General features: G+C 58.8%; 15 protein-coding genes. 8 read left to right on the top strand and 7 right to left on the bottom strand.

Annotation, left to right across the window (positions count from 1 at the left end):
- Positions 1–64 precede the first annotated feature (64 nt).
- From CA51_RS18615 to CA51_RS18600, 4 genes are all read left to right on the top strand, one after another.
- Entirely contained in the window at positions 65–2,539 is a 2,475-nt protein-coding gene (locus CA51_RS18615) for a DUF1553 domain-containing protein (RefSeq protein WP_145122710.1), read from the top strand.
- Positions 2,540–3,704: 1,165 nt separating this feature from the next.
- The gene (locus CA51_RS18610; RefSeq protein WP_145122709.1) at positions 3,705–6,518 is read left to right on the top strand and encodes a COG1361 family protein; all 2,814 of its coding nucleotides are present in this window, start codon (positions 3,705–3,707) and stop codon (positions 6,516–6,518) included.
- Between the two features lie 237 nt (positions 6,519–6,755).
- The gene (locus tag CA51_RS18605) at positions 6,756–8,057 is read left to right on the top strand and encodes a Gfo/Idh/MocA family oxidoreductase (RefSeq protein WP_145122708.1); all 1,302 of its coding nucleotides are present in this window, start codon (positions 6,756–6,758) and stop codon (positions 8,055–8,057) included.
- Positions 8,058–8,485: 428 nt separating this feature from the next.
- Positions 8,486–9,334: an SGNH/GDSL hydrolase family protein gene (locus tag CA51_RS18600; protein WP_197451304.1), complete on the top strand. Its 849-nt coding sequence runs from the start codon at positions 8,486–8,488 to the stop codon at positions 9,332–9,334.
- A 76-nt stretch (positions 9,335–9,410) separates the two neighbouring features.
- Here CA51_RS18600 and CA51_RS18595 read toward each other — a convergent pair whose 3' ends face one another.
- The 3 genes from CA51_RS18595 to lysS form a co-directional block, all read right to left on the bottom strand.
- Entirely contained in the window at positions 9,411–10,532 is a 1,122-nt protein-coding gene (locus CA51_RS18595) for a leucine-rich repeat domain-containing protein (protein WP_197451303.1), read from the bottom strand.
- 194 nt (positions 10,533–10,726) lie between these two features.
- The gene (locus CA51_RS18585; RefSeq protein ID WP_145122705.1) at positions 10,727–11,038 is read right to left on the bottom strand and encodes a hypothetical protein; all 312 of its coding nucleotides are present in this window, start codon (positions 11,036–11,038) and stop codon (positions 10,727–10,729) included.
- A gap of 62 nt (positions 11,039–11,100) precedes the next feature.
- The gene (gene lysS / locus CA51_RS18580; RefSeq protein ID WP_145122704.1) at positions 11,101–12,672 is read right to left on the bottom strand and encodes a lysine--tRNA ligase; all 1,572 of its coding nucleotides are present in this window, start codon (positions 12,670–12,672) and stop codon (positions 11,101–11,103) included.
- Positions 12,673–12,997: 325 nt separating this feature from the next.
- Here lysS and CA51_RS18575 point away from each other — a divergent pair, with 325 nt between their 5' ends.
- Complete coding sequence (locus tag CA51_RS18575) at positions 12,998–13,465, top strand: response regulator (RefSeq protein ID WP_197451302.1); 468 nt, start codon at positions 12,998–13,000, stop codon at positions 13,463–13,465.
- A 10-nt stretch (positions 13,466–13,475) separates the two neighbouring features.
- On the opposite strand, the gene CA51_RS18570 is transcribed toward CA51_RS18575, so the two are convergent.
- The 3 genes from CA51_RS18570 to CA51_RS18560 form a co-directional block, all read right to left on the bottom strand.
- A complete protein-coding gene (locus CA51_RS18570; RefSeq protein ID WP_145122702.1) occupies positions 13,476–15,023 on the bottom strand; it encodes an arylsulfatase B in 1,548 nt (515 codons plus the stop codon).
- Positions 15,024–15,645: 622 nt separating this feature from the next.
- On the bottom strand, positions 15,646–15,981 hold the full coding sequence (locus CA51_RS18565) for a hypothetical protein (RefSeq protein WP_145122701.1): 336 nt from the start codon (positions 15,979–15,981) through the stop codon (positions 15,646–15,648).
- 283 nt (positions 15,982–16,264) lie between these two features.
- Positions 16,265–16,519, bottom strand: coding sequence for a hypothetical protein (locus CA51_RS18560; RefSeq protein WP_145122700.1), 255 nt, complete (start codon positions 16,517–16,519; stop codon positions 16,265–16,267).
- 380 nt (positions 16,520–16,899) lie between these two features.
- On the opposite strand from CA51_RS18560, the gene infA reads away from it, so the two are divergent.
- The 3 genes from infA to CA51_RS18545 all read left to right on the top strand — a co-directional run bounded on the left by infA (position 16,900) and on the right by CA51_RS18545 (position 20,804).
- A complete protein-coding gene (gene infA, locus CA51_RS18555) occupies positions 16,900–17,121 on the top strand; it encodes a translation initiation factor IF-1 (RefSeq protein WP_145098705.1) in 222 nt (73 codons plus the stop codon).
- Between the two features lie 272 nt (positions 17,122–17,393).
- Entirely contained in the window at positions 17,394–19,091 is a 1,698-nt protein-coding gene (locus CA51_RS18550; protein WP_145122699.1) for a hypothetical protein, read from the top strand.
- Between the two features lie 195 nt (positions 19,092–19,286).
- Positions 19,287–20,804 (top strand): redoxin domain-containing protein, encoded by a 1,518-nt coding sequence (locus CA51_RS18545; RefSeq protein WP_197451301.1) that lies wholly within the window; start codon positions 19,287–19,289, stop codon positions 20,802–20,804.
- A 39-nt stretch (positions 20,805–20,843) separates the two neighbouring features.
- On the opposite strand, the gene CA51_RS18540 is transcribed toward CA51_RS18545, so the two are convergent.
- Positions 20,844–22,196, bottom strand: coding sequence for a DUF1501 domain-containing protein (locus CA51_RS18540; RefSeq protein ID WP_145122697.1), 1,353 nt, complete (start codon positions 22,194–22,196; stop codon positions 20,844–20,846).
- Positions 22,197–22,409: the final 213 nt, after the last annotated feature.

Raw genomic sequence — 22,409 nt, 5'->3', positions numbered from 1 at the left:
CAACGTTGCGTCCCCACGCCCACAGCGCCTCTCCGTTTCCCACCTTCGGCTCCGCTTCACCATCATGCAACGTATCGCTCTTCTGCTGACCGCCGCACTTGCGTTCGCGCCGGCTGCTCTCGCTCAAACCACGCTTCGCATTCTGCCCGAAAAGATTGAACTGACCGGGCAGGAGGCATCGCAGCGTTTCCTGGTCCAACAGGTTGTCGACGGCCGCGTCGCGGGGCAGATCACTGGCGGAGTCGACCTGAAACCGAAGACCGATGGGCTCGTCCGCGTCGCCGATGGGCGAGTCATCGCGGTGGGGGAAGGGCAGACCGAATTGATCGCGACCGATGCGGCGGGCAACACGGCAACGGCGATGGTGATCGTTCGCTTGGCCGACGTTCCGCAAACGATTCGGTTCGCCAGCGATGTGCAAGCCGTGTTGGCCAAAGCGTCTTGCAACAGCGGCGCGTGCCATGGCGCATTGGCGGGCAAAGGTGGCTTTCGGTTGTCGTTGTTGGGGTATGACAGCCAAGGCGACTACTTCAATATCTCGCAGCAGTTGCGCGGTCGCCGGGTCGAACTAGCCGATCCCGCGCGCAGCCTAATCGTTGCCAAGCCGAGCGGGATGATCCCGCACAAGGGAGGCGTCCGGTTGCCGAAGGAGTCCGCCGATTACAAGCTGCTGCTCGATTGGATCTCTGCCGGAGCTCCGGGGCCAGCCGACGAGGATCCCACGCTTGCGAAGATCGAAGTCCTGCCCAAAGCGGTCCGGTTGGCAAAAGGAGACACACAGCAATTGGTTGTCCGTGCGCACTACAGCAACGGTCGAATCAAAGACGTCACGCAGTGGGTTCGTTGGTCGAGCACCAACGACGCGGCGGCACGCGTCGACGACCAAGGCATGGTCACGGTCACGGGGCCGGGCGTGGGAGCGATCACCGCTTGGTTTGCCAGTCAGATCGTGATCGCCAACGTGACCGTTCCGTATGCTCAAGAGGTGAGCGACGCGCAGTTTGCAAAGCTGCAGCCGCGGAACTTCATTGATCGCGAGGTGCTGAAACAACTGAAACAGTTGAACATTCCGCCCAGCGATCGGGCGGGGGAGAGCGAATTTCTGCGTCGCGCTTATTTGGACACGATCGGACGGCTGCCGTCGATCGACGAGACCCTGTCGTATCTGGCGGATGATTCGCCCGACAAGCGAGATCAATTGATCGAGCAGTTGTTGGTGCAGCCCGAATTCGTCGATTACTGGAGCTACCGTTGGTCGGACATCCTGTTGGTCAACGGATCGAAATTGCGACCCAAGGCTGTCGAATCGTTTTACAAATGGATCCGCAGCCATGTCGAAGCGGGAACGCCTTGGGATGTGTTTGTCCGCGAGATCTTGACCTCCCGCGGGTCGTCGTTTGAAAACGGAGCGACCAACTTTTTTGCGAATCATCAGACGCCTGAAGAGATGACCGAAAACGCCAGTCAGGCGTTCCTCGGTTTGTCGATCGCGTGCGCCAAGTGCCACAATCACCCGTTGGAAAAGTGGACCAACGATCAATATTATGCGATGGCGAACCTGTTCGCTCGCGTGCGTGCCAAAGGCTGGGGCGGAGACAGCCGCAACGGCGACGGCAATCGAACGCTGGTCGTGCTGGATCGGGGCGATCTGATCCAACCATTAATCGGCAAACCGCAACCTCCGGCGCCGCTGGACGCACCGCCGATGGAGATCGACGATCCGGCCGACCGCCGCGAATACCTAGCCGATTGGCTGACCTCGCCCGAAAACCCCTACTTCGCCCGCTCGATCACCAATCGCGTCTGGGCCAACTTCTTCGGTGTTGGGCTGGTGGAATCGGTCGACGACATGCGTGTCAGCAACCCCGCGTCGAACGAAGCTTTGTTGGCCGCAGCGTCGAAGCATTTGATCGACAGCGGATTCGATTTGAAGTCGCTGATGCGAACGATTCTGCAATCGGAGACCTATCAGCGGAGCAGTCAATCGCTGCCGGAAAACGCTGCGGAAAAGCGGTTCTACTCGCACTATTACCCGCGTCGTTTGATGGCGGAGGTGTTGTTGGATGCGATCTCCGACGTGACCGATGCGCCGACGGAATTTACGCAGATCTCGTTCCCCGGTGCCGACATGCAGCAGACCGATCTGTATCCCAAGGGGACGCGGGCGTTGCAGTTATATGATTCCGCGGTCGCCAGTTATTTCCTGCAAACGTTTGGTCGCAACACCCGCGACATTACGTGTGAATGCGAGCGCAGCGACGAACCGAGCGTGGTCCAAGTGTTGCATCTGAGCAACGGAGACACGATCAATCAGAAACTGGCCGCGAAAGAAAATCGCCTGTCGCGTTGGATCGCCGACGGGCTGGACGATGGCACGATCATCGATCAAGTCTTTCTAGCCGCCTTGTCGCGTCAACCGACCGCCCAAGAGCGGGAAGCGCTGCTCGCGTCGCTGCAGGGAGAAGAGGACCGACGCCAAGCGTTGGAGGATCTCGTCTGGAGTGTTCTAAGCAGCAGCGAATTTCTGCTGGCGCATTAGTCGGTGCAGCGAGCGTGGATCGATTGTTTTCCCAGGGCATCGCCCTGGGGTTGTTGGCGGCGCAAACGACGGCGGCGCCCCAATGGGACGGCGTGGCGATGCGTTTGGACGCGAGGGGCGTTGCCGCCGCGGTTAAACGATTGCGCTCAAGCATGTTCTTGTTCGGCAGGCCCAACGGGGCCGCGCCAGCCCAGGGCATCGCCCTGGGGTTTGGTGGCGGCGCAAACGACGGCGGCGCTCCAACGGGACGGCGTCGCGATGCGTGTGGACGCGCGGGGCGTTGCCGCCGCGGTTAAACGATTGCGCTCAACATGTTCTCGTTCGGCAGGCCCAACGGGGCCGGCGCTATGTCAGCCCAGGGCATCGCCCTGGGTTTGGTGGCGGCGCAAACGACGGCAGCGCCCCAATGGGACGGCGTGGCGATGTGTTTGGACGCGCGGGGCGTTGCCGCCGCGGTTAAACGATTGTGCTCAAAATGTTCTTGTGCGGCAGGCCCAACGGGGCCGGCGCTATGTCAGCCCAGGGCATCGCCCTGGGGTTGTTGGCGGCGCAAACGACGGCGGCGCCCCAATGGGACGGCGTGGCGATGTGTTTGGACGCGCGGGGCGTTGCCGCCGCGGTTAAACGATTGCGCTCAAGCATGTTCTTGTTCGGCAGGCCCAACGGGGCCGCGCCAGCCCAGGGCATCGCCCTGGGGTTTGGTGGCGGCGCAAACGACGGCGGCGCTCCAACGGGACGGCGTCGCGATGCGTGTGGACGCGCGGGGCGTTGCCGCCGCGGTTAAACGATAGCGCTCAACATATTCTCGTTCGACAGGCCCAACGTGGCCGGTGCTGCGCCAGCCCAGGGCAACGCCCTGGGTTTTGGGGGCGATAAAAACGGCGGCGGAGCCCCAACGGGGCGATCCTACGACGCGGTACATAACAGGACTCGTCGCGAATTTCGGGCGGGCCTTTGGACCGAATGTCGCGACGATTACCGCCACTGCTGGGGCCCCGAGAATCGTTGCAGTCGTTAGGGTCGTGCGCAAGGTACGCAAACGTGGCGAATTATCAACGCCAAATGTTGCATCCAGGCATCATTGCGCCATGTGAATGCTAGGTTTCTGCGGGCAAGGTCTGCCTGAACGGATTCGTTTGTGGAACCCGCAAAAACTGCAAGAGCGATGTTTGCTACAAGGACCCACCACCACTTCACCGCTGCGCTTTTGGCGTGCTTTCTGTTGATGCCATGCGTCACCGGTTGCACTCAATTGCAATTGCCGGCGATCGATCCGACGGGCGAGTGCTTTTTCCTGCCATGCCCGAATACTACGACACTCACGCTGCCTTGCACCGATAAATTGCAAAATGGCTGTGGGCCGTTTGGGTGCCTGCCCGAACCGGCATTCACCGATCCCGCGCCGCCGCCCCCCTGCCTGCAAGGTGCGGGCGTTCCGCAGACCGCTCCCCCCCCGCCACCAGCCAAAGTGGTCGACGAGTGCGCCGACGGTCCCAAAGCGGTTCTGTTCGACAAACATTGCGACCTGCGCAAGTTGTTGCATCTGCCCGATCGAGGCAAACGCGGCCGGATCCTATTGAACCATCGCAAGATCATCGCGCCGGTCGGCGGCGAAGTTGTCTTGCTTTCCGGTGTTTGTGGAACCGACGGTTACCTGATGACCGGAGAACCGTTGGAATGGATGTTGACGCCCGATAGCGTCGGCACCTTCATCGACGTCGGCGACGATAAACAAGGAGCGTTGCATCGCTTGGTCGCTCGCAACCCAGTCGAAAAGAAAACCGGCAGCTATGCGCTTGGGCGGACCAGCACCGTCGCATCGTTGATCACGCGTGGGAACCTCCGCCGCGGCGACGATGTGCCCGTGAAAAAGGGAGAGACTTGGTTGTCGATCAGCTCGCCCAGCGAAGGGATCAGCCGCGTCACGGTGATGGCCCCCGAAAGCGATTGCTGGGATCAACGCAAAGCGACCGCCACGATCTACTGGGTCGATGCGCATTGGCAATTCCCTGCGCCGCTGAATCTGCGGGCTGGCGAACAAGCTCAACTGACCACACATGTGACTCGCAAAGAGGGTGAACTGCCAGCATCGGGCTGGAAGGTTCGCTATCAGGTGATGAATCCTGAAGTCGCACTGTTCGACAATGGGCAATCGCAACCGCAAGCGGTGATCGAAGCGGTCGTCAACGAAAATGGTGATGCCACCGCGATCCTGCGTCCGATCGCACCGGTTGCCGGAACCGCGTTCATTCAAACCACAGTGATCCGTCCCGCGGGACTCGACGAAGCGTTGCCGCGGATGACGTTGGGAGCTGGTCAGACGATGGTCACTTGGTCGGCACCACGGTTGGTCGTTCGAACCGGTGCCCCGCCGTTTGTCGCTCGCGACGAAGAGTTTGCGATCGGCATCAACGTCTCCAACTCGGGCGATTTGACTGCGGAAAACGTTCGCGTTTTGACCGAACTGCCGCCTGGCGTCGAACTGGTCAGCACCTCGTTGATCCAAGCTGATGGCAGCCGAGTGCCCGCGCAACATACGTTGGTCGGAGCTCAGATTTTGTGGGACATCGACAACCTGCCCGCTCAGACGCAACTTGACATCGAATTGAACGTTCGCGCCAAAGCGAGCTTCCAGATTCCGGTGCAGGCTCGTGGAGCGGAGAACACGTTTGCCGAGGATACCGTTAACGTGACCGTCGTCCAACGGAACCTGGTCGTGACGATTACGCCAGCCGATCCGAACGCTCGTGCCGAGGTAGGGCAAGAGACGACGTTCAATATTGAAGTACGCAACAACGGCGATCAACCGATCTCGGGCGTCCAAGTGCACGCTCAAGGGGATCAAGGGCTGTTGGCCTTTGCCGCCGACACCGGTCAGTGGCAACAGCATGTGGTGAAAGTCTTGGAAGAGCCTTTGCTGCCTAATAAGCCTTGGACGATTCAAGCGACCTACCAGGTGCGTGAACCGGGGCAGCGGTGTGTCCAAGTGACCGCAACCGGCGGAAACGCTCAGAGAGCGACGGAAACGGCCTGCGTCAACGCGGTCAATCCGCCACCCGCGAACCCGATGGTTTCGGCTCGCATCGTGACCGGCAGCCAGTCGGTGCAACAGGGTGAGGAAGTGTTGGTGAAGTACTTCGTCTACAACAACGGGACCGTACCGCTGACCGACGTTCGCGTCGTGGCCACCTACGATCCCGCGTTGACTGCGTTGCAATTCACCAACGGTTACGAGTCGTCCCAGCTTGGGATCTTCACCGTCAGCTGGATCCTGCCAAGCATTCAGCCTGGAGAAGAACAGTTGGTCGAAGGACAGTTCCGCGTCGACGGTCGCCCCGGCGTGGCTCGATTGGATGTAGCGGTCTCGTCGGAACAAGGTGCCAACGCATCGGCCGATACGACGTTGCAGGTGTTAGCAAGGACTGTGGCTCCGCCCCCTGCGACGGGACCGGCAGTCACGCCGCAGCCAGCTCAGCCGCCGCAACAACCGACGCCCCAGCCGCCACCGATTGGTGCACCGCCAATCAACGGCAGCACGACTCCGATTCCGGGTCCATCGACGCCACCGGCACAAACGCCCGGTGCGGTCGGCAGCGGAATCGGCGGCTTGCAGGTCGACATCGAATCTCGCGACAACCCGGTTGTCGTCGGCGATCGAATCTCGCTCGACTTGGTCGTGACGAACAATCGGAACGTTCCCGAGGACGATGTCATCCTGAGCATCCTGTTGCCAGCCGGAACGCGGCTGGAGGCGGTGCAATCGACGATGTTCCAAGGGGATCCCGTCGAAAACATCTCCGCCGATGGGATCGTCCGGCTGCAACCGATCAGCCAGTTGAGGGCGGGTGAGGCGATTCGCTACACGGTGTTAATCACGGGAAATCAGCCGCAATTGATGACCGTGCGGGCCGAAGCGACCAGCCGCCAGTCGCCCGATGGCGTCGGCGACGAGACGCGGTTGCAGGTTCAGGCCCGCTAAAAAGGGGCTGTGCGAACGATTCCGACGGTCGAGTCGATCGTTGGGCGATTCGCAGCCCTTGGGCGGCGAAAAAGGGAGTAATCGCCGTCCCCTCGCGGAAATCATTCGTATATAATGCGAAGACGACACTGATCGCTGTGAGTTGGTCGCCGTCCCCTATTTTGCCAGAATAGGGTCGGGATCGGGCAACGCGTGCAGCTTTAATTTCGCCTAATAAATGAACCAAGGATCCCAATGATGCAGAACGACTCCACACGTCGAGGCTTTTTGAAAACGTCGACGATTGCCGCCACGGGAGCGGCTTTGACCAGTTCGATCGCCCGTACCGCGCATGCTGCTGGCAGCGACGAAATCCGATTTGTTGTCGTCGGTTGTGGTGGTCGTGGTACCGGTGCCGCGATGCAGATCATGAACACCAAGGGGAACACCAAGCTGGTTGCCGTCGCTGACGCTTTTGGCGACAAGGCCGAACGTTCGATCAAGAGCTTGGCCAACAAGCACAAAGACAAGGTCGACGTTCCTAAGGAACGGATCTTCACCGGTCTGGACGCTTACAAGCAAGCGATCGACGTCGATTGCGATCTGGTTGTGATCGCGACTCCTCCTGGTTTCAAGCCGCAACAGTTCGAATATGCGGTTAACAAGGGACGCCACATCTTCATGGAGAAGCCGGTTGCCGTCGACGCACCAGGCGTTCGCCGCGTGCTGAAGTCGGTCGAAGAATCGAAGAAGAAGAACCTGATGGTCGGTATCGGTCTGCAACGCCGCCACGAACCACAATACATCGAAACGATCGACCGCATCCACAACGGCGCTATCGGCGACGTGATCGCACAACGCGTCTACTGGAACGGCGGCGGAATCTGGTACCGCCCAAAGACTGAAGGCCAGTCGGAAATGGCGTTCCAGTGCAACAACTGGTACCACTTCAACTGGGTTTGCGGCGATCAGATTTGCGAACAACACATCCACAACCTCGACGTCGGTTGCTGGGTTAAGGGATCGTACCCTGTCGAATGCAACGGCATGGGCGGTCGCGAGATGCGAATGGGAGGCGATGCCACCAAGAGCCAGATCTTCGATCACACGTTCTGCGAATACACCTTCGCCGACGGCACGAAGATGTTCAGCCAAGGACGCCATTTGGCCGGATCGTGGACTCACGTCGGCGAAGCGGTTCACGGTTCCAAGGGTACCGCCGATCCATCGGGATCGATCACCGGTCCGAACGCGTGGAAGTTCGAAGGACAACGCCTGAACGGTCATCAACAAGAGCAACACGATTTGATCGAAGCTCTGATGGCGGGCGAGATCTACAACGAAGGTGAATATGGTGCGAAGAGCACCTTCACCGCGATCCTGGGCCGCGAAGCTTGCTACTCGGGCAAGGTGATCAAGTGGGATCAACTGCTGGCCGAAGGCAAGGACATCTGCCCAGGCATCGATGAATACACGATCGATTCGGTTCCACCAACCGTGCCCGGCGAAGATGGCAAATACCCACATCCGGTTCCCGGCAAGTACAACCCATTCGCCTAATCGGCAACTGTTTGAAAGCGGTTAGTAAAAACTCCAAACGCCCTGTCATCGCGACAGGGCGTTTTTTTGTTTGCACAGTGAGGCTTCCACAGGTCAAATCAGCGTTTCTGTTAGAGGTATCAGCCGCCACGCGTTAGCGTCTTGTCGGTTTAATCAGCCGATTGGGCGTTAGCCCCGGTTCCGCTGCCACTAAACCGGGGCTAACGCCCAAACGGCTAATGCAAGGAAGCTGGTTGTGACTAAACCGCCACGCGTTAGCGTCTGGTTCTACTGGCAACCGGACGCTAACGCATGGCGGCTGATTCACTTAGATCGCGGTAACTTACTCGTCTTCGCGTCGCTCGCGGCAAACTTGCAATCGGCTCTCGATTGAGCCACCATGGGGCCTGCTCGTCCCACCACTTTCCTACCTGCAAGGCTTCCCACCGATGATGCTTCCCATCGACCGTCGTGGTTTCAGTCGCTCGTTTGCCGCGATCGCTCTGTTCACCGCGTTTCTGATCAACCCGTTCCCATCCAACCAAGCCGTCGCCGAACACGAAGGTCGCGTGCAGATCTTATTGCTCGGCGACAGCACGACCGAAGGGAGCGTGCCGCGACGGATCCGTCCCGAAGGACCGCATCTGGAGACGGTCTTGGAACAGTTGTTGGCGGCGGAAGGGGATCTGCCGGCTTGCGATGTGATCAATTCGAGTCTCAGTGGCGAATACATCCGCCGGCTGTTCGATTCGAATCGCTACGACCGCGACGTCGCCAAGCTGCCGGGGCTCGATTACATTTTCATCCGCTATGGCATCAACGATCGGGCGCGGCTCGACAATTTTGTCGACGACTTTCCCGCCGACTTTAAGAAACTGATCGCTCGACTTCGCGTCGACCATCCCGACGCGGTGTTGATTCCGATGACAGTGATCCCGTTTTCGGGAGAAGAGGCAAGCGTGCAGATCAACGATCTGATTCGCGGCGTTGCCAAGGAGGAACAGTTGGAAGTGTTCGACATCTATCCGCGTTACGCTGCGGAGTTGGAGAAGGGCTACAACATGCTCAACTATCGCCGCTATGCACTCGCCAAGATTCCGGCCAAGTACCACGAACTGGTCAAGCCGTTTGTGAACGGCCCCAGCGTCGAAGTGATGGGGAACGAATTGGATGCGATTCTGGGGCATCTGCCGGGCTGGACGCGAGATCGGCATCCGAATCTTGCCGGGTACAACGTGATCGCTGATGAGACGGCCAAATATTTGGCCCCGCAACTGCGGAAGCGATCGGAGAAATAAGGGCAGTCGGCCTGCAGAGAACTGTTCGAGCGGGCGGGCAAAATCGGCCCGCTCGCTCGAAATTTTAGGGCCGCGATTATTCTGCGTGGACGCGTGTTCCAAACTCTTTCAGCTTGGCCAGTTGTTGCTTCTTCGCGTCGTCCGAAAGCGGATTCCCTTTCACGTACAGCTTCAGGAAGGGGGCGAATCGCTTCGACCCTTCGAAGTCCTTCTTGCACATCTCGACCAAGACGCTCAGGTCGGTGATCTTGTTGTCCTGAAGCAGCATGAAGTCGAGATCGTCCAGCGACTTCAGCGGGCTGAGGTCGGCAACCGCGTTGCGTTGGATGTCCAACGTCGTCAGCCAACCGAGGTTCGACAGCGGGCTGAGGTCGCTGATCTGATTCCCCGCGGCGTCAAGCGACCAAATTTTGGTCAGTTCGGCGATCGGTGCCAGCGTCGCCAGTTTGTTGTCGGCGACGTACAAGGTTCGCAGGTTCGACATCGCTTTCAGCGGTGCCAGGTCGCTGACTTGGTTCCGCGACAGATCCAACAGCTGCATCTTGACCAATCCAGCCAGCGGTTTGATGTCGCTGATCTTGTTCCCTGCCAAGGTGACCGATTGCAGGCGGGTGAGGTCCTTGATCGGCCCGAGGTCGGAGATCTCGTTGTCTTCCAAATCGATCAGCATGATCGCTTTGCAGTGTTGCAGGCCTTCGAGACTCTTGATCCCTTTTCCCTTGCCAACAACACGCGAGATGTTCTTTACGTCCTCGGCGGTGATCGGTTCGTTGTTGTATCGCTTCGCGAAAACCTCGGCTCGCACAGCCGCTTCGAGCGCCTTGTCGGGGAAGGTCGGCGCTGGCTTGGCTTCCGGCTTTTTCTCTTCCGGCTTTGCTTCAGCCTTCATTTCCTTGGGCTTCGCCGCTGGCTTCGCTTCCTTTTTCGGCGCCGGCTTCGCTTCTTTTTTGGGCTCGGGCTTGGCTTCCTTCTTTGGTTCCGGTTTATCTTCTTTCTTAGGCTCGGCCTTCGCCTCAGGCTTCGCTTCTTTCTTCGCCTCCGGCTTTACGTCTTTCTTCTCTTCAGGCTTTTTCGCCTCGGGTTTCGCTTCTGCCGCGGCAGCGGGCTTCGCCGGTTCGGCGGCCTTGTCGTCGGCGAATGTTGTACCAAGCATCAAGCAAGTGATCGCAAGCCAGCCAGTGATTCGAGTGTTAACCATCAGATATTGTCGTGGGTTTTGAGGAAGGCAGAGATGTCGGTTTCCGTAGACGATCATTGAGACAACCGAAGCATGGTTGCACAGGGTGGGCGATCGCCCGTAGAGGTATATCTACGGGCGTTCGGGTAAGCTGTAGGTTAATCGCTGGCGAGGGCGATTTCCAGTCGTCCAGAGGTCCGGCGCTGCAGAGGGTTCTAAACCATCGAAGCGGTCCAGGCGGGGGGATCGCTCGCTGGAAACGACTCGTCCAACGCCTCGTCGATCGAATTTTCGCTCAACCGGCCGCAAGATGGCAGCGGCGCCTGCCAAGCCTTAGCTAGCTCGGCCGCTTCCCGAACCCGTAGCAGTAGTTCGGGATAGCTCTCTGGCGGGGCGAGAGCACAGAAATCGTGAGCTTCCTGCCCGAAATGGTCGCTTCGGTCGAACCGCCGTCCAAGTCGACTGGCGGTACGCGTTACGCGGTGGCAGAGATCGTTCCACTCTCGAGCTACAAATTTGTCGTTCATCACACTCCTCCTGACACAAAAAAGAATCAGGAGTTTTAGCGTGCAAACGATATGCCGAGCGATCAGTCGATGTGCCGCAAAAGCGGGAACAAAATCACGTCGCGGATGCTCTTCGAATCGGTCAACAGCATCACCAATCGATCGATTCCGACGCCCAAACCACCTGCTGGAGGCATGCCGTGACGGAGGGCTTTGATGAAGTCGTTGTCCATCTTGGCCATCGAATCCTCTTCCTCTTGACCGTCCAATTGAGTCTTGAACAGTTGTTCCTGAAGATCGGGGTCGTTTAGTTCGGTGTAGGCGTTGGCCAGTTCCATCCCGCAGATGAACATTTCAAAGCGTTCAGCGATCGCGGGATTGTCGGTCTTGCGTTTGGTCAGCGGGCAGATGCTGGCGGGGTAATCGATCACAAAAACGGGACCGACCAACGTGTCTTCGACCTTCTCTTCGAAGATTTCGTTTTTGATCACGTCGGGGTGTTTGCCGGTCGGATCGAGGCCGACGCTTTTCGCATACGCGGTCAATTGTTCGGCGTCGTGGGGATCGATCCCGGTATGCTGGGCGACGAGGTCGTCGTATTTATGGCGTGCAAACGGCGGAGTGAAATCGATTTCGACGTCGCCGAATTTTCGCTTGTAACCACCGCCGATCGCGTCGATCGCGTTGACGACAAGCTTTTCGGTCAGGTCCATCATCGATTCGTAATCGCCGTACGCTTGGTAGCATTCCAGCATCGTGAACTCGGGATTGTGCCGTGGGCTGATCCCTTCGTTACGGTAGACGCGGCCCAGTTCGTAGACGCGTTCGATGCCGCCGACCAACAGTCGCTTCAGATGCAATTCCAACGCGATCCGCATCGTCAGGTCCATGTTCAACGCATTGTGGTGCGTCGTGAAAGGGCGAGCTGCGGCGCCACCGGCGATCGTGTGCAGCGTCGGCCCTTCGACTTCCCAGAAGCTCTCTTGGTCCAACGTCTCGCGAATGCTTTTCACGATTCGAGTGCGGTTCAGGAACGTGTCGCGGACTCCATCGGTGTAAACCAAGTCGAGGTAACGCATCCGTTGACGCAGTTCCACGTCGGCCAGGCCGGCATGTTTCTCGGGTGGTGGCTCGAGCATCTTGCAATGGAAGTGCAAGCGTTCGGCAAAGACAGTCAGTTCGCCGGTATTGGTTCGCCCCAGACGCCCGTCGACGCCAACCAGATCGCCCAGATCGAACAGCTTGGAGAGCGCAAAGTTCTCTTCGCCGACCTGGTTCTTGCCGATGAAGATCTGGATATCGCCGGTCATGTCGCGGAGGTTCAGGAAGACCAGCTTGCCCGTCGGTCGCATCAGGATGATCCGGCCGGCGACGCGAACCTGAGGTCCGATCTCCGCCCCCGGTCCCTGGTCCGATTTCCATTGACGGTATTCAAGGTCGGGTTGATCGAAATCGGGCAGTTCGACCAGCGTCCCATCTTCCAGCTTGAATTTGACCTCTTCGGCCCGTTGCCGCACCTCGTGGATCATCGACCGGTCGTCGAATCGCTGGCCCCACGGATCGACTCCGGCGGCGTTCAGTTTCGCCAGTTTTTCGCGTCGCGCGCGTTGGTGATCGCCATCGTCGTTCAGAGCGTCGTCGGGAGAATTATTCATCGTGGAATCAAGCGTTAACGGAAAGAGGGAAGAAAACGAGGGCGGCTGCAGACTTTTGACACCGGAGGGGGGCGGAATCCGCAGCCCCAGGTCGTCCGCAGTCGATCGGCTCGCTGGGGCGATTGTAGACTTGCGGTTATTTGCTGCAACCGCACCAAACCGAGCCATTGCCTGACAAATCGTCAAGAATTACCCAATCGGATTACAAGCGGATCGATTTTAGTGCCGATTTTGTTCCAGATGGGCCCGCGAAGGCAAGCGTCGGGATGCCCCTGCCGTTGCCAACGTGGTTCGCCCGGTCTTTGAAATGACGAGGAACGAAGCCATGTCTCACATTACCCACCGGCACCGCAGCGGCGCGACCCTGTTGGTCGTCGACCCCCGCCCCGTGAGCCTGACCGCGCTTGCGGCGGTGATCGATTCGCAAGGTTACGAATGTTATTGCGCTCGCAACGCCAAAGCGGCTTGCAAGGCGGTCGAGCAACGGCCGATCGATATGATTGTGTGGGATGTCGCCGATGATGCGGCCGCTGCGATCGATCAAATCCACGCGCTTCGCGAGCTGCATCCCGAATCGTTGGCCGACGTCCCTGTGATCCTGATCGCGGAAAGCTGTTGGGCTGGGCTGGAGACGCGGCTCGACCCGATCTCGCCAGCTCGCTGCCTGTTCAAGCCGCTGGACCCCAACACGCTGATCGATCTGATTCAGCAATCGCTGTGGGTGCCCCATGTGATTCGCGGCCATCACTTGAATGTGCAAAAGCCCCAGCGGCCGGGTTGGGTTCAGCTGTAGCCGCGCCGCCCTATTGCTTGGCCGCGTTGGCGCCGACGGGAGCTTGCGGCCAGGGCGTTTCTCCCGGAGCCCATTGCTGCGGCTGTTTCGCGCGGACCGCATCGACAGCTTGTTTGAGCCAAGCCGGCGGCGCGAGACTCTCTTTCTGACCGTAGATGTAGGGCAGCGGCGGATCCATCAGCAGCGGCTTGTCCCCAAGCGGCGGACGCTGGCGGCCAACTTCCGCCAAACGATCGGCGAGTCGGCGGACGACCTGCGGATGCTGATCGGCCACATCGGTCGTCTCGTACGGATCGGTCTTGATGTTGTAAAGAACATCTCCCATCAGCTTCCAATCGCCGCTGCGAATGGTCGGCAGGCGAACGCTGCCGGTCACCTCGAAGATGATCTCATCGCGAGGACTTGGTTCACCGCCGAAGAGCATTCCGGTCATGTCGAGGCCATCGACTGGCAACGGTTGTTCGTGCGATCCACCGGCCAACGCGACACAGGTCGTGTACCAATCGGCGATGAACATCATGCCGTCGTTGGAGCTGCCGGCATCGCCATGCCCGGGCCAGCGGACCAAGCAGGGAACGCGTACGCCACCTTCAAATGTCGTGTTCTTCGTGCCCCGGTACGGCTTGCTCATCTCTTCCAGTACCGGCCCGTTGTCGTTCGCAAAAACGACAAGCGTGTTTTGGGCAAAGTCGCTTTGATCGACCGCTGCGACAATCTTGCCAACCGCGTCGTCGAGGCACTTGAGCATCGCTTGGCGGACGTCGAGTTTGTCGGTGTAACGCGGCGGATCGTTCAGCGGACCATGGACCGCGTTAAACGGAACGTACAAAAAGAAAGGCTTGTCGGCCGACTGGCTAGCGATCACCCGCTGTGCTTCGGCCGCGATCAAGTCGGTCGTATAACCCTCTTCTTGAATCGGTTGCTGATTGCGATGCCAATCGTAAACGGCAAACCGAGCCGGCGCGTTGTGCTCGATCGTCTTGGTGTAGTAATCGACGCCCCAGGCGTAGTGTCCGTATTGGTGGTTGAAACCTTGAGCCATCGGCAGGTGTTCGTCGAGCCATTCGCCGCAGTGCCACTTGCCGACGATCCCCGTGAAATAGCCAGCTTCTTGCAACGCTTCGGCCACCGTCCGCTCATTGGTATCCAACGCGTGGATCCGCCGTGTCGGCTCGCCGCGATCGTTGTGAGCCAACGTCAAACCAAGCTTTTTCAGATAGCTCGGTTTGCCAAAATCTTCCGATCGCCAGTCCATCCAGTTGCGAAACGCGTAGCGACCGGTCAGCAGTGCGCCGCGTGTTGGGGCGCAGACCGAATGGCTGTAGAACTGCGTCAGCCGAACGCTCTGGGATGCCAAGCTGTCCAGGTGAGGCGTCAGTTCGGAATCGCCGCCGTTAAAACCCGGTTGGTTCCAGCCCATATCATCGGCCAGGATAAAGACGATGTTGGGATGCTTGGCATCGTCGGCTCGCGCCGCTCCAACGACGAGCGTTGGCAAGATCGATAGGATCAGGGCGATGGCAAGAAACCGCGGCGCAGCCAATGGGGATCGATTCATGAGGTGCCTTTGCGAAAATAGAGGTCGTTGCCTGAAGAAGAGAGCCCAGGGCTTGCCGCTATTATGACGGAAGCTGATAGCCAAATGAATACTTGTCTCGCGATCGCCCGCAGAGAGTTATCCGCCGCTCGCGTAATCGGGGAAGCGTTTGATTGCTGTCGATGTGAAACGCATCAGTTTGCGGCCCTGAGACTTTTTTAATTCATCCCAAACGGCAAAGTGATATTGCGCAGGACAAGCGATGGGAGCGTCGTGTGGCCAGGGATATTCGGAGTTTGGGCCGTCGCGAATGACTGCTGGCGAAACCTGGTCAATCTGGCGAGCGAGTGGAATGGCCGACCGAATCCATGTTTGAAAGCCAGAGAATTGGCCGAAACCAAAAAGCAGAGCGATTCGATTTCGATGACGACGAGGCGTGTTGCCGAATCGCCGGAGAAACTGTGCGAAGCCAACGTGTCGCATTGCGGGGGGATCGTTGTTTGCCCAAAACGATGCCTTCGCCAATTTCTCTGTCGCCATTTGCAGATAGTGCAGGCTGTGGCAGGCAGGTACGCCTTCGCCGCGGAGAAGCTCGAAAACTTCATGGTCCGACTTGGCCTGCTGCCACCAAAGCGACTGCGCCTCATTCACATGGGAACTCTTCTTTCGAATCCAACGACCAGCCCTCGGGTAATGCTATTTCTTTCTTCAGCACTTGGTCCCATTGCTGAGGCGTGAGGTCGACGACGTAGAGTTTGTGAGCGCTCTGTTGTCCCGTGTCGACACCAAAGTCGATAGGCAACAGCGGGCGATTCGATGGGCCTTCATCGATGGAGGTGTTGATTTCGAGAAACCGGATCTCACGCGGCCCGGCACCTTGAGGAAGGTAGATGACTTTGGCGATGCCCGGATCGGTTTGCAGATGCTCCGCCGCGTACCAATGGGCAAGCGTTTCGCGGTCGAACGTGGCAGTTGACATCGACGTTGCCTCACGGCGAATAGGGATACAAACGAACCCCTTTGTCGTAGCAAGTGCCGCTACCGGATTCCAACGATGCGTGGGAATCTGCGGAGGGAGGAGCCGAAGGAGCTCGCAATGGAGAGGATTCGCAGTACGGTCGCTGCTCGGGAAACTCGCCGGAGGGCCGTTTCCCGGTTTTAGTTGCTTTTGATGAGGGGCGAAGCGACGGGGCGCAGTTGTGCTTCGCCGCTTCGATGATCGCTCGGTTTCGGTTGGTTCCGAATCAGCGTGGCGGTTCGCGTTAGGCGTACTTCTGGATCACTTCGGCGATCACCGCGGGATCGTCTTGTTCCTGCAGGTGCGTGATCTGAGCGGCGGGTAGACCGAGTTTCTCTAAGTGTCCCGCCAGGTTCTTCCAAACCTGTTCGCGTTTCTTTCCGGTCGTCAGATAGAGTTCGGTGACAAGTTCTTGAGACCGCTGCAGCGCGATTTGGTCGCGATTGCGGTAATAATTTTTGATGATCTTTTCTTGATGTCTGCTGTGTTGTTCAGCCATGCGAAGAACTCGTATGTAGGGCGTCGAGGGTGGTTTCGAAACGGCCTTGGGAATGTCCCAGCGGCGATAAAGTTAGTTGTCGTCCATTCGATCGGGTGAATGTAGCCAAGGGGAATGCTAGCCCCGCGATTTTGGCTGCAGCGGCGTTGAGTCGGGCCGCTGGTCGGATTCAATATCGAACAAAACGGCGGCTTCGGTAGACCGGAACCGGGTCGATGGTATATAAATGCTGAACAAACCAAATATTTGGCGTCGCGCTTATCATCAGCTCGACGCAGAAACCCATCCGATACCGCGGCGTCCGCCGCATTGTGAATCATCGAAATAGTACGAGCGAGCGGCTTGCAAGGCAAACGTTCTGCTTGGTTGTTGAGAGGTCTATGGCAAAGAACGAAGAAGCATTTGAGGTGGAAGGTACAGTAACTCAGGCCCTGGCAAACACGCGATTCCGCGTTCAGCTGGAAACTGGGAGCGAGGTTCTTGCGCACGTCGCCGGACGGATGCGAAAGCACTTTATCCGTATCGTGCCGGGCGACAAGGTCCGTGTGGAGCTGTCTCCTTACGATCTGACTAAGGGCAGAATCGTCTACCGCGAGCGTTAAACGCTGGCCCCCCTCCGCGGCGGCGCTGGAGGCGACGCCCGAACCCCTCCCCACCGCCCACCGCTTGGAAAATCCGCATCCGTCGTTTGTGATTGCGCCCACTTCCCCCAAACGCCAACTGGCAATCGGCCACGGTTTGCCGATCGTCTGGCGTTTGGGGGTGGTGTGACGATTTGCGTTGCTGGGGATATCACCCTAAGCGGCCACGGTTGGCCTGCGCAGGTTCCCCGAAGTCTTGCTTCGAAGTTTATTTTGTGAAGGACATAAGATTGATGTTCAGCCTCTTTAATCACGGGATCGGGTGCGCTCGCCGGACGATCCTGGTCGGTCTGTTGTCGGTAGTCGCCGTGGCGTCGGCTGACGCCGTTGCTCCGCAAACCGATCCGGGACAAGGCGGAGTCAGCGAGGAACCGGTTGTCGTCGTCTCGTTGGCCAGTCTCGATGGCTTGTTGCGCGACGTGAACCATCTCTCGACGATCTCGGGGATGCCACAAGCTGGCGCGATGCTGAACATCTACGTCGGCGCTTACAGCCAGGGGATCGATCGGTCCCAACCGCTGGGTGTGATCGTGCGAATGATCGATGGCGTTCCTGCACCGATGTTGTTCCTCGCGATCTCCGACGTCAAAGCCGTTCTGAAGCGGTTGGAGCCTCAGTTTGGCCCCGCCGATTCGTTGGACGATGGCACGATGGTCATGCAAGCCGGCCCGAACTTGATCTACATCCGCGATCAAGGTGACTGGGCGTACGTCGCTAACGACCGCGCCGCGCTCGCCGATTTGCCCGCTGATCCGAAGTCGCTGCTGCAGGATATGCACCTGGATCACGACATCGGAATCCGTGCCAACCTGCAACAAATTCCCGAACCGATGCGGATGGGCTTAGTCGCTCAAATGCGTCAAGCGTTCGATGACGCTGTCAAACGGATGCAGGAACGTGGAGAGGGGAACGCCCAACCCGCACCACCTAACGAAGCTGTCATCAAGCAGATGGAACTGTTGATGCGCGATTCGGAATACATCACGGTCGGAATCTCGATCGATGCCGAAAGCAATCAAATCTCCGTCGATGCCTCTGGAACCGCGCTCGAAGGTTCTTCGCTGGCACAGATGTACAACGATCGCAAGTCGGTTCCCACGGAGTTCGCCGGTTTGATTCGTCCGACCGCAACCGCTTACACGCACGCCGCGGCCACGATGGGATCTCAGGAACAAGAGGTCTCGCTGCAGTCGATCGATCAATCGCTGAAGCAGTTGCGGACCGTGATCGGCCAATACGTCGAGTTGTCCGATAGCGACAATGCTAAGATCGACGCCTACCTGCCGCGCGCCAAAGAATTGCTGACCGCAAACGTAAAGATGGGCAAGCTGAATGGCGGTGCCGTCGTGATGACCGACCAGAACGAACTGCGCGTGCTCGTCGGCGGCGCGGTGACTGAAGGCAAGAAGATCGAACAACTGGCCAAGGACATCCTGGCTGAATTCGATGGAAACCCCGACGCGCCGCAGTTTAAATTCAACGACGGCAGTTACGCCGGCCTGACATTGCATCACGGCACGGTCGATCTGCCGGCGGGAAACAATGAACTGAGCAAAATGTTCGGCTCTTCGATTCCGTTGTTGATCGCAACCAGCGAAGACCGGATCTACATCGGTGCTGGAAAAGATATCGATGGGTTGCTGAAAGAGACAATTGACGGATCGGCCAATGCCGATGCGAACCAATCGCAGGCTCTCTCGCAAGCAACGATCTCGCTGCTGCCCGCACTGCAATATGCTTATTGGGTCAGCGAAAATTCGATCACCGATATGCTGCTCAAGACGATGCAAAACAATCCCGAGCACGACAAGGTTCGGATCGTTCAGCCGATCGAACCCAACGGGCAACGCTTGCGATTTTCGATCGACGATGGCGTTTTGCAAGTCATCGGCGCGGCGGCGCAAGCGGGCAAAGGACGTCCCGAATTTTAATGTGCTAGCGAAGATGGTGTGTTAAGCTAGGGCGACTTTGATCTTTCCAAGTCGCCGGATTGTTAAAATCGCCACAGCCCGAGCTGCAACTTCTGACCAAGCGTGACCCGATTGCCGATGAAAATTGGTGTTATCGGTCACGCTTTTTGCATTTCAGAATCTTTCAGATCCTCGCCTACTCGAGAGCTACAGAAAATGTTGACTCTTCGTCCCCGTCATTGCCGGCTGTTGATGGTGCTCCCGTTTTTAGCCGTTGGTTGCGGTGGGCCGAGTCGATCGGCGTTGGAGAAGGCGAGCTATGAGACCGACGGTTTGGCGTCGTCGAGCAAGTTGGCGGAGATCGCTGTTCCCGATGTCGCTGTCGGAGAGATGACTCCGGGGCAGATCGATTCCTACGACGTGCAGCTAGCACCGCGCGAATCGCAGCGTCCCGCATCGGGCCCCAAGTCGCCCGCTCCCGCAGCATCGGTCCGCCCGGCTTCCAGCCCCGCCCCGGCAGCTCTGAGTCCGGCGGCTCCAGCAGCTACCGTCGCGCTCAAGCCAGCTGCACTGAACGTTCCGCCTGCCGAGACGCAGGCTCCCGCGACCATTGAGCCGCCGCTTGCGATCAAGCCTCCGGCGGCGACGAAGCCCGCGCCGGCTGCCAAGCCAGCACCTGTCGCGAAGCCGACGGTGGCTGTTAAACCGCCTGCTGCTGAGCCGCCGTCGTTTGCGGCTCCCGCCAATACAGGTTCGTTAACGATCGGCGACCGCGCGCCGGAATTGGAGATCGATACCTGGTTCAAGGGCCCGGAAGTTGGCAGCTTTGAGGATTCCAAAGTCTACGTCGTCGAGTTTTGGGCGACATGGTGTGGTCCCTGCAAGGTGAACATGCCGCACTTGAGCCAGTTGCAGCAGCAGTTGGGCGACCAGGTGCAGTTCATCGGCGTCAGCGACGAACCAGCAGCGAAGATCGCCAGCTTCTTCGAGGCCGAAGCTTCGCCGGGGAAAACTTGGGGCGACGTTCTGCAATACACAATCGCCGCGGACAGTAACAAAACGACTAAGCTGCGCTACATGCAAGCCGCGGGTGAGCGAGGGATTCCGTGTGCGTTTATCGTTGGCCGCGATGGAATCGTTCAGTGGATCGGGCATCCCGCTCAGATCGATCGCCCTCTGGCGGCGATCCTCGAAGGTGATTGGGATGTTGCTGCGGCGCGGACCGCGCGAGACAAGGCGAAACGCTACGAATTGGCTTTCGGGGCGCTGCGGTCTCGCATGGGCGGATGGATCAAGGACAAAGACTACGCCTCGGCGATCGCTGCTCTCGATGCGATGGCGACTGAGTTTCCCGAGCGAAACGAACCGTTGATGATCAAGCTGGAAGTACTCCGCGAAGCCAAGATGTTTTCGGAAACCTATCCGGTGATCGACAAATTGGTCCAGCGTCAGTGGGACGATCCAAACATGCTGGCTCAGCTGGCTTGGTTGATCGCTGCGGAAACCAAGGGGGATGACCGCGACCTCGATCTGGCGCTGAAAGCTGCTGTCCGATCGGTCGAACTGACAAATGAAAAGGCTCCGATCGCACTGGACACAGTCGCTCGGGTCCACTTCGAACGTGGAGATGTGGCCGAGGCGATCGAGTGGCAGGTCAAAGCGACTAAGATGCCCAGCAAGTTCAAAGAGGACATGCTCAAGACGCTGGAGATCTACCAGCAGGCGGCTCAATAAACTGTCCGGTCTCCGCTGCCCATCGCGGCAGCGTGGCGGTTAACCGATCAATTCGGGCATCGCCGGATGGTTGTCGACCAGGAAGTGCGGACGGCCCGCGAAATCGCGAACCATCGTGCTGTGTGGGTTGATCCCCATGTTCTGATACAGCGTCGCGTGAACCTCGCCGAAGTGGATCGGTCGCGAATCGATCTCGCCTCCCAAGCGGTCGGTCGATCCGATCACTTGCCCGGTCTTCATGCCGCCGCCAGCTAACAATCCACCGCCGACGCGCGGCCAGTGATCGCGCCCGCCATCTTTGTTGATCTTCGGCGTCCGGCCGAACTCGCCCCAAGCGACGACCGAGACATCGTCGGCCATGCCGCGATCGTGCAGGTCTTCGATCAGAGCGGAAAGTCCTTGGTCGAACCATGGCAGATGGGTGTCGCGCAGCTCGCTGAAGTTGCGGCTGTGAAAATCCCAGCGGCCGAAGTTCAGCGTGACCACGCGGGCTCCCGCTTCGACCAAACGGCGAGCCATCAAGAAATGTTCGAGGTTCCGCGGCGCACCGTCGCCATATTTGGCAGGGCTTCCCTTGCCGTACCGCTCGCGCGTCGCGGGATCTTCTTTCGAAAGATCCAACGCATCGGCTAATCGTCCCGAGGACAAGATGTCCATCGCTTGGCCGTACATTTGATCGATCCCTTCCATCGTCCGCGACGCATCGGCATCGCGGCGGAAGCGATCGAACGACTGCAGCAATTGCTTGCGGTCGTTCATCCGGTCCAACGTGATATCCGAAAGGACCATCGATTTCTCAGCTGGTCCGGAGGGGCGGAAGGCTGCGTTGCCGACGCCTAGGAATCCGGGCAGGCCGGGCGATCCGTAGGGAGGATGACCCGCGTCGGGGGAGAGGCCGACAAACGGCGGGACCGACGGATCTGCAGGGCCTTGCAGTTGAGAGATCGTCGATCCGATCGAGGGCCAGCCGCCGGGAGGTTGATTCTGAGTCGGTCGGCCGGTGTAGCAGATGAACGAATCGTGAGCTCCGTTGGGCGAACCGTAAACGCTTCGCAGCGGAACGCACTTGTCCATGATCTTGGCGATCCCCGGCATCAGTTCGCTGATCTGGATCCCCGGCACGTTAGTCGCCATCGGCCGCGATTCACCTCGGATTTCCGACGGCGCATCCATCTTCAGGTCGTACATATCTTGGTGCGGCGGCGCGCCGACCATGTAGATCATGATGATCGATTTTTGCGATCCGCGAATTCCCGCGGCAGCTTCGGCTTGCAGCAGTTGCGGCAATGTCAGCCCGCCCATCCCGAGGGCTCCGATTTTCAAGACCTCTCGCCGCGAGATGCCGTCGCACAATTGAGTCGCTTTCTTGGCCGCAGAGTGGATCGACAACATGGCTATTCGTTCCGTGGGGCAGGTAGGTGGTTGGCAGTGCCAAAACGACCCGGATGGGGTAGCTGATGTTACCAAATTCGAGCTGCTCGTTCCAACAAACGGTTCTTTATTTAAAAGGTTTCCACTTTTTGCGACGCCAGCGGCTCGAGGGTCTCGGATTGTAGGGAGGAATCGCTACCTCTATGAACCGACTTTCCCTTGAACAGATGGCTG

Source organism: Rosistilla oblonga (genome assembly GCF_007751715.1).
Lineage (GTDB): Bacteria > Planctomycetota > Planctomycetia > Pirellulales > Pirellulaceae > Rosistilla > Rosistilla oblonga.
This window is presented reverse-complemented; position numbering and strand designations above follow the sequence as displayed.